Origin of the sequence: Mycobacterium sp. (genome assembly GCF_035697385.1) — a bacterium.
Classification (GTDB): Bacteria; Actinomycetota; Actinomycetes; order Mycobacteriales; family Mycobacteriaceae; genus Mycobacterium.
In genome coordinates this window covers 1-8,058 of the sequence record NZ_DASSCY010000232.1, presented here as the reverse complement: position 1 = coordinate 8,058, position 8,058 = coordinate 1, and the positions used below count along the sequence as shown (strand labels likewise).

Below are 8,058 nucleotides of genomic sequence, written 5' to 3'. Positions count from 1 at the left end.
GTTGTCGCCGTGCACCCAGATCTCACCGATCTTGCCTGCGGGATTCTCGACTCGGGTCTTTGCGTCGACAATCCGTATCGTGGACTCCCGAGGTGCGCCATAGCTGACCAGCTCCGAACCTCGTTCATGGTCACACCGCTTCGCATGGCCGGCCGCGAGCTTCTCGTAGTCGAATCGAACAGTCCATGGCCGGCAACCCGGCGGGGACGACGCGACATACAGCGTCGCTTCGGCCAGCCCGTACGACGGTCGCAGCGCGGTATCAGGAAAATTGCAACGAGAGAACCGGTCGGTAAACCGCCGGATCGTTGCCGCGTGGATCCGTTCGCTGCCGCTGACGATGCCGCACACGTTCCCCAAGTCGAGCCCGGTCATGTCGTCGTCGGATGTCCTTCGCGCAGCAAGTTCGAAAGCGAAGTTCGGCGCTGCGGAAAATGACCGGGGATTAGTGGCCAGCAGTTGCATCCACCGGGCGGGTTTCTGCAGGAACGCCATTGGGCTCATGAGCACTGCGTGAAGTCCACGTGATACCGGCGCGAAAATTCCCAGCAACAGGCCCATGTCGTGGTAAAACGGCAGCCACGACACAACTGTGAGACCGGGCGGCGGTTCCTTGCCGCTGTCTTCAAAAAGGTCGGACATCGCCTGGTCGAGATTTGCGATGACGTTCTTGTGCGTCACCACCACGCCGGCCGGCCGACGAGTTGAGCCCGACGTGTATTGCAGCAGTGCGGTTTTCGTGTACTCACCGCTGTTCTGGTACGAGAAATACGGCGAATCCAGGTCGAGCGCGTCGATCTCGATCACCGTTGGTGCGGACCGGCCGAACTGTGCCGCACAGGCGACGACGTCACTGACAACAGCCGAGGTCGTGAGGATCGCGACGGGGTCGCTGTCCCGAAGCACGGCGGAAACCCGTTCGTCATGGCTGCCGAACTGCGGCACGGACAGAGGGACGGCGATGAAGCCAGCCTCCATCGCGCCGAGGAACCCGACGATGTACTCGAGTCCCTGCGGAGCCAGGATCGCGATGCGATCGCCGGGAGATCCACACGATCTGATTTCGTCGGCTAGCACTTGCACACGTCGGTGCACCTGAGACCAGGTCAGATTCTCGGTGAAGCCCCCAGGGTCGATCTCGTAGTCGATGAACGTGAACGCCGTCGCATCGGGACGTTGCCAGGCTTGTTCCCGCAGGACAGCGGGGATAGAAGATTCGAATACCCGCATCGCAACACCTTTCCTCCCAAAATGTGTCGACGAGAAACGTCACGTTACAACGGTAAGGAGGTGATTCGTGAGCATTTTCAACCCACAAGTGACCAGGAAGTAGCCAATTATTTGCATAGTGAAAAACGACCAAAAAAGACGCTGCTTGCATATGCAATCAGATTTGATCTTGGTGGCTATTATTACCGCACGTCAATACTGTCACGCGTTTAGCTATTCTTTGCTGTACTTGTCGGTCAGGGAGACGACACCCGGCGCGAGGACAGGCGGAAACAATTTCAGGAGCGACGGGACTGTCGGCGACGAGCTGCGCTGTGGAGCGATGCGACCCGACGTGCGCACTGAGGCACTGACCGGACCGCCGCGCATCGTGACCCCCGTCGAGCCTGCGGAAACCCAGTCGCTTGCATCGCTAGAATACAAACTAAATCCATGGTGACCTGCATAAATATGTGGCAAGATCATTTGCTATAGTAGCGTGGACCTTCCGCCAATATCAGTCATCGAAGACACCTGGAGAACGTGACGGATGTCGCGTCGAAAATTGGCATGCGCAGCAGCCATTTAGCTCGTCGGGCCGCCTCCGTGTTCGATTCGACCCCACGGCAACCCGCAGAGTTCTAACAGGAGGACAGCATCCGGAATACTATTGTTTGCCAAACATTCACGATCAGTCGCAGTTCAGTATATGCGAGCAAATCGGTAAATAGCGGTTCAGCTTCCGATAGGCGGAATCAGAGCGGCGCGAGCATTTCATCGCGAGACGGTGGAGCAGCAGCAACCTCTCGCTTCTGTCAATTAGCATGCCCAGAATTACATCGTCATGTATCTAGCGTTTCTTTACCCAAGTTAACGACCGAATGGCGGAAGCCGTAGCGAATTGAAGAATTTCCTGAATGATTTTGGAAGTTATTCGCCGGCCGCCAGCACACTGCTGTCCAGACTTCATCTCGCCGCAATCGTTGGCGGCCGTTGCCCTCCTGCCCGCCAGGTATGCGCGCCGCGCCGTCGCCGTGGCTCTCGAGCCACACACCCACGGCGCACGCGGCTAGCTGGACGGATACCGAACCCGGGCACGCGCTGACGCCGAAGGTTTGCGCGCGACGACGGCCTTGCTGGTGTCACTCCAGTGCGAGCGCGCTGCGGCAGGCTACCCGAAATGGAAGGTGCGAACGGCGGCAGGGCAAACCGTAATGCTGGTCAGAGCCGCGAACTGCACAGCGATAGCCAGTCCATACATCCCGTCGATTGACGTGAACTTGTCGATGCGGTCAACTCCCGGATCTTCCGAACCGGTGACCGCAGATAGCCGGTGCCAGCCGAATACCGACGCGAACGGTGAGCCCAAACAGAACTCTCGCACACCAAGTGTTCGTCAGCACTCCCACGGGCAGAAGTTGGACCTAGGACGAAACACCCGTCCCAACCCTGCCACGAACTCCCAGATTTAGGACAGCTCTTCCAAAACTGGCAGTAGCTTCCTAAACCTCGCAAAACAGACGCACGTACCAAGCCGGGTCATCAAGTGATGCAGAAATCGGGAAAACGCCTCCCTGTGGCAACGTTCTACTCATTCGCCGCATACGGTCAAACTCAGCGAGAGTACCGCCAATTCGTGTTTAGGTAGCGGCGGCTCCGATCCTCTGGCGCAGTTCGCTGCGCACTCGGCCGGATAGCTTCTAGGACGCGGTTACCCGCCCCTGCAGCACGACGAGATCTTGGCCTCGATGTCGCTGACAAGTTCAGGCAAGTGGTCGTTGAGATAGAAGTGGTGCCCGGTGAACACCCGAACCGTGAACTCGGACGTCGTGCGCTGCGACCACGGCACCACCTTCTCGTAGGTGGCGACTTCGTCGTCATCACCCAAGAACGCGAAGATAGGGCACGACACCGTCGCGTCGGGTGGACACTCGTAGTTCGCGATTGCCCTCAGGCCCCGGAGGGTGGGCAGGATCTTCGCCGCGAACTCCTCATTCTCGAGGAACTCTGGATCCGCGCCGGTCATCGCACTCACTGCACTGAGCAGGCCGCGATCGGATTGCGGAATGTACTCATCGCCGATTCGGCCAGGTGCTGCACAGGCGGACACGAACAGGGCAGCGATAGGGCTTTTCGCTGCTTCGAATCGCCGGGCGACCTCGAAAGAGAGCAAAGCGCCCATACTGTGGCCGAAGAAGACGGTCTCTCCATCAGACCGATCCTGCGGCGACAGCATCTGGCAGACCTGGTCGGCAAGGTCCGGGATGCTCGTGAAAGACGCGAGGTCGTGGGTGCCGCGCTGTCCCGGGTACTGGACCGCGATGCGTTTGACGTCGCTGGAGAACGCGTTGGCAAAGGGAACGTAATACTGCGCCGATCCACCGGCATGCGGGAAGATGTAGAGCTTCGGCCTGCCCCCGGTCACGCGATCACAGTACCGCCGGTACGGCCCGTCAACTGAAGAGTTGCCCTAGAGCAAGTAGCGGTACGCCGGCGAGCCGGGCTCCAGCTCCTCGACATGAATGTCGGAGGCGCGCATGCGGTTCAGCAGGCCTTCGAGGTCGGCCGCCGAACTCAGTTCGATGCCGACCAGCGCCTCCCCGGTTTCCCGGTTGTTGCGCTTGACGTATTCGAACAACGTGATGTCGTCGCCGGGCCCGAGCACCGTGTCGAGGAAGCGTCGCAGCGCGCCGGGCTCCTGCGGGAAGTCGACAAGGAAGTAGTGCTTGAGACCAAGGTGCACCAACGAGCGCTCGAGCACCTCGTTGTATCGCGAAACGTCGTTGTTGCCACCCGAGATCAGGCAGACGACAGTCGATCCCGGCTCGATGTCGGCCTCCATCAGACCTGCGACCGACAGTGCGCCCGCCGGCTCGGCGATGATGCCTTCGTTCTGGTACAGGTCGAGCATCGCCGTGCACACCGCGCCTTCGTCGACCGTCGTGATCGACACCATGTCACCCGCTGCGGCGAGCGCCGCGTAGGTCAGCGTGCCTGCACGGTTCACGGCGGCGCCGTCGACGAACTGATCCACGTGATCGAGCGTGACGGGCTTGCCCTCGGCCAGCGCCGCGATCATCGCGGCGGCCCCGGCAGGCTCGACTCCTAGCACCGACGTGCTGGTGGTGCGCTCGGCAAGGTATGTGGTGACGCCTGCGATGCAACCCCCGCCGCCAACTGGCACGATCACGACGTCCGGCTCACCGTCGAGCTGGTCGAGGATCTCGGCGGCGATGGTGCCCTGCCCCGCCATCGTGCGCAGATCGTCGTAGGGCGGCACCAACGTGGCGCCGGTGCGTGCGACATCGTCCAGCGCGGCGGCAGCGGCGTCGTCGTAGGTCTTACCGCCGACGATCAACTCGATGAAGTCACGGCCGTGATAGCGGATGCGGTCGCGCTTCTGCTTCGGCGTCTTCGCGGGGACATACACGCGGCCGTGGATGCCCATCGACCGGCACGCCATCGCGAAGCCCTGGGCGTGATTGCCTGCCGATGAGCACACCACTCCGGCGGCGATCTCGTCGGCAGACAGCTGCATCAGCAGGTTGTGAGCCCCACGCAACTTGTAGGACCGCACCGCCTGCTGGTCTTCACGCTTCAGATAGACGCTGGCGCCGGTGGCCTCCGACAGCCGTTCGCAGAACTGCAGCGGTGTGCGGGCCACCACGCCGGAAATTCGCTGAGCGGCCTCATCGATGTCGGCCGCTGACAGCGGCGACGTCCTCGGGCTCTGGCTCAGTTCAGCGGACACCGGTCAATGGTGCCACCAACCTGCAGTTTTCAGTTAATCGGGGTCAGCACGAACACCGGGATCTGGCGGTCCGTCTTGGTCTGGTACTCCGCGTAGTCCGGGAAGGCCTCGACCGCACGCTCCCACCAAACCGCCTTCTCGTCGCCGACGACCTCGCGGGCTTCGTAATCCTTGGTCATGGGGCCGTCTTGCAGCTCGACGCGCGGGTTCGCCTTGACGTTGTGGTACCAGACGGGGTGCTTCGGGGCCCCGCCCAGCGAGGCCACGATCGCGTACTGACCGTCGTGCTCGACCCGCATCAAGGGCGTCTTGCGGACCTTTCCGGTCTTGGCCCCGATGGTGGTCAGCAGGATGAGGGGCATGCCTTTCATGTCGATGCCCTCGGTGCTGCCTGACTCGAGGATCTTGTCGGCGTGGTCGCGCACCCAGTCCCACGGGCTTGGTTCGTAATCTCCGGAAAGTGGCATGCGACCAGCTTAGGCCGACTAAAGAAGTGAGCACCCTCATCCGGTGTTTCGGTTGCCCGAAAACTCACTTGCGAGTTATCGTCAATCTATGACGACGCACGACGAGGTCAGCATCGCAGGCGTTGCCTGGCCGGTGTACAAGCTGCTCGCGCTCGCGGTCGGCTTCATCGTCCTGGTGATCGTCGCGATCGCGACAGCTAGCGCCGCGCCGTCCGTACTTGCCGCCGCGGCCGCGGGCACCGTGGTGTGGCTGGGCCTTGGCGCCTTCCACTCGACGCGTAGCTAGTCCTCCAGAAGCCGCCGCAGCGTTTCCAGGTCAGCGGCCACCGCCGCCACATCAGCGTCCATATCCGTGTCGCTCACCCCGGCCCGTCGCCGCACCGTGAACAACACCTCGCAGCGAGCCTGGCCAACCCCGCCGGGAATCACCCGCAGCGGGTTGTACACCGTCTCCCCCGACGGCAGCGTCACCACGTGATCGAGCACGCCGAACTCGTTGCGCGGCGAGAACTCGACCGTCACCTGACCCATCGGGGAATCGGCCACCCAGCCCTCCGGGGTCTGCCGTAGTCCGCCCTGCGCCAGACCCGTGGCCCATCTCCGCCATTCATGCGGATCGGCTGCGAACTCGTACACCGCCTCCGGCGCTGCCTCGATCCAAACACTCACGTGTCGCGATTCCATCTCTTCATCGTGGCGCACACACTGAGCGGATGGACACGTCACCAACCGAAAAGCACCATGTGCCGTCGTGGCTGCGGCACGGCGACCCGGAAAGCGTGCTTCCGGTGCTTGCTGCCGTGTTGTCGGCCATGGCGCTGCAGGTTGCGATTCCGAAGAGCTACACCCTTGTGCCGCGCTGGCCGCTTCTGGTGTTGGAAGCTCTGCTGCTGGTGGCCCTGCTGGTGATCAACCCCTTGGTGATGAGCCGCCGAACCCGTTTCGGCCGGTACGCCACGTGGGTGCTGCTGGCGGCCATCACGATCGACAACACGCTCTCCGCGGTGCTGCTGGACATCCGCATTCTCACCGGCGATGTCAGCAACGACGCGGCCGTCCTGCTCGGCAGTGGCGCGGCGATCTTCGGCACCAACGTCATCGTGTTCGGCATCTGGTACTGGGAACTTGACCGCGGCGGCCCGTTCGCTCGGCACGCAGGCGAACGTCCGTATCCCGACTTCATGTTCCCGCAGATGACGACTCCCGATGTGGCCAAACCGGATTGGCGACCGACGTTCGTCGATTATCTGTATGTCAGCGTGACCAACGTGATGGCGTTCTCGCCGACCGACACGATGCCGCTGGCACGATGGGCCAAGGCGATGATGACCATTCAGGCAATGGTGGCGCTTTCCACCGCCGGGCTTGTAATCGCAAGGGCGGTGAACGTTTTGGGTTAGCCGTGCGACGATAGGGCAATGTCGGACACTGACGCGGCCGCCACGACGTGACCCGGATCGTTCATCTGCTGACCCTGCTCGCGGTCAACGTTGTTCCGGCTGCCGGTTGGTTCGTCGGGGGGTGGTCGGCCGGCACGACGCTCGTCGTCTACTGGTTCGAGACAGTCGCGGCATGCCTGTTCGTCTCGGCTCGGATCGCTGCTCATCAGCGTTTGAGCCCGCGCCGCGGACACTTCCGCTACCTTGCGCCCAAGTCCGACGGGCCTCGCTCGCGGGGGTCGCAGATCTCACAGAGCTCCTATATTCACGGGTACCTCGTCACGAGTCTTGTCTTCTGCGCGGCGCATGGCCTCTTCCTCGGTGGCATCTTGTTCGTGCTTGCCCACAACGGCCAAGGCGACTTGGTGGGTGTCGACTGGCATAGTGTGAAACTCGGTGGCCTGTATGTGCTTATCGCGCTGGCCGTCGATTTCGTCGTGGATCTGATCGGCCTGCGCCAGTGGTCGTTCTGGCAGATCGAGGCGACGGCGAATCGAAGCCTCGGTCGCGTCATCGTCGTGCATCTGACGATCGTATTCGGCATGTTCGCCGCCGCGCTGACCGATTTCTCCGCGCTCTTCGGAGTCTTCGTCTTCCTCAAGACGATGTACGCGCTGAGCACGGCGCTGCCTCAGTGGGAGCCGGCCACCCCGCCTCAGTGGCTCAGCCGCGCGATGAATCGCCTCCCGAACGTGGGCCCCGGCGAACGGTTCGAGGACAGTTGGGCCAAAGACCGCGCCGACGAAGCTCAACGGCGCGAGAGAAACGAGCAGCCTTGGACGGGCGTGCGTCGCTAGGCGGTACAAATGTCTCTATGCCCCAGCCTTTTTCAGCATCGCACCGGCTCGTAATGTCCGGCGTCGGTGATCGACCTAGTTGGTGGCCGGTGGTGGTTGGGGTTGGAATGGTTGATACCACCACCAATCAGCGCGTTCGCCGGTAGGCCCCGGGCACGGCGGGACGGCGGGCGGGGGTTTGGTCGGTGGCCGTGCCAGCGATCCTGGGTTGAGTCGTCGCCCGGTGCTGTCGGTGACGACGAGACGGTCGGCGGGTCCGGTGATGGTGATGATGCCGCGGTGGTGCAGCCGGTGGTGATACGGGCATAGCAGCACCAGGTTGACCAATTCGGTGGGTCCGCCGTCCTCCCAGTGCTGGATGTGGTGGGCGTGCAACCCTCGGGTAGCTCCACAAC

The 8,058-nt window shown here is 62.4% G+C and carries 9 protein-coding genes; 3 read left to right on the top strand and 6 right to left on the bottom strand.

The genetic code is table 11. From position 1 onward, the window contains the following. The 4 genes from VFH65_RS19775 to VFH65_RS19760 form a co-directional block, all read right to left on the bottom strand. Window positions 1-1,230 (bottom strand): AMP-binding protein (locus VFH65_RS19775; RefSeq protein WP_353323746.1); only part of this gene is annotated, 1,230 nt, incomplete at its 3' end. Between the two features lie 1,690 nt (window positions 1,231-2,920). Continuing rightward, window positions 2,921-3,634, bottom strand: coding sequence for a thioesterase II family protein (locus tag VFH65_RS19770; RefSeq protein WP_353323745.1), 714 nt, complete (start codon window positions 3,632-3,634; stop codon window positions 2,921-2,923). A gap of 45 nt (window positions 3,635-3,679) precedes the next feature. Next, window positions 3,680-4,960 carry a threonine ammonia-lyase IlvA gene (ilvA, locus tag VFH65_RS19765; RefSeq protein ID WP_353323744.1) on the bottom strand — a complete coding sequence of 427 codons (1,281 nt, stop codon included), beginning with the start codon at window positions 4,958-4,960 and terminating at the stop codon, window positions 3,680-3,682. A 29-nt stretch (window positions 4,961-4,989) separates the two neighbouring features. Further along, window positions 4,990-5,427: a nitroreductase family deazaflavin-dependent oxidoreductase gene (locus tag VFH65_RS19760; RefSeq protein WP_353323742.1), complete on the bottom strand. Its 438-nt coding sequence runs from the start codon at window positions 5,425-5,427 to the stop codon at window positions 4,990-4,992. Window positions 5,428-5,515: 88 nt separating this feature from the next. Between VFH65_RS19760 and VFH65_RS19755 the strand changes: the two genes are divergently transcribed. Next, complete coding sequence (locus VFH65_RS19755) at window positions 5,516-5,713, top strand: hypothetical protein (protein WP_353323740.1); 198 nt, start codon at window positions 5,516-5,518, stop codon at window positions 5,711-5,713. Here the strand turns inward: VFH65_RS19755 and VFH65_RS19750 are convergent. After that, window positions 5,710-6,111: an SRPBCC family protein gene (locus VFH65_RS19750; RefSeq protein ID WP_353323739.1), complete on the bottom strand. Its 402-nt coding sequence runs from the start codon at window positions 6,109-6,111 to the stop codon at window positions 5,710-5,712. The genes VFH65_RS19755 and VFH65_RS19750 overlap by 4 nt on opposite strands. A 29-nt stretch (window positions 6,112-6,140) precedes the next feature. Here VFH65_RS19750 and VFH65_RS19745 point away from each other — a divergent pair, with 29 nt between their 5' ends. Next, window positions 6,141-6,827, top strand: a complete 687-nt coding sequence (locus tag VFH65_RS19745; RefSeq protein ID WP_353323738.1) for a hypothetical protein — start codon at window positions 6,141-6,143, stop codon at window positions 6,825-6,827. Between the two features lie 47 nt (window positions 6,828-6,874). Next, on the top strand, window positions 6,875-7,663 hold the full coding sequence (locus VFH65_RS19740) for a DUF6498-containing protein (protein WP_353323736.1): 789 nt from the start codon (window positions 6,875-6,877) through the stop codon (window positions 7,661-7,663). 75 nt (window positions 7,664-7,738) lie between these two features. On the opposite strand, the gene VFH65_RS19735 is transcribed toward VFH65_RS19740, so the two are convergent. Next, window positions 7,739-8,058: HNH endonuclease signature motif containing protein (locus VFH65_RS19735; RefSeq protein WP_353323735.1), on the bottom strand; the 320-nt coding region annotated here is incomplete at its 5' end.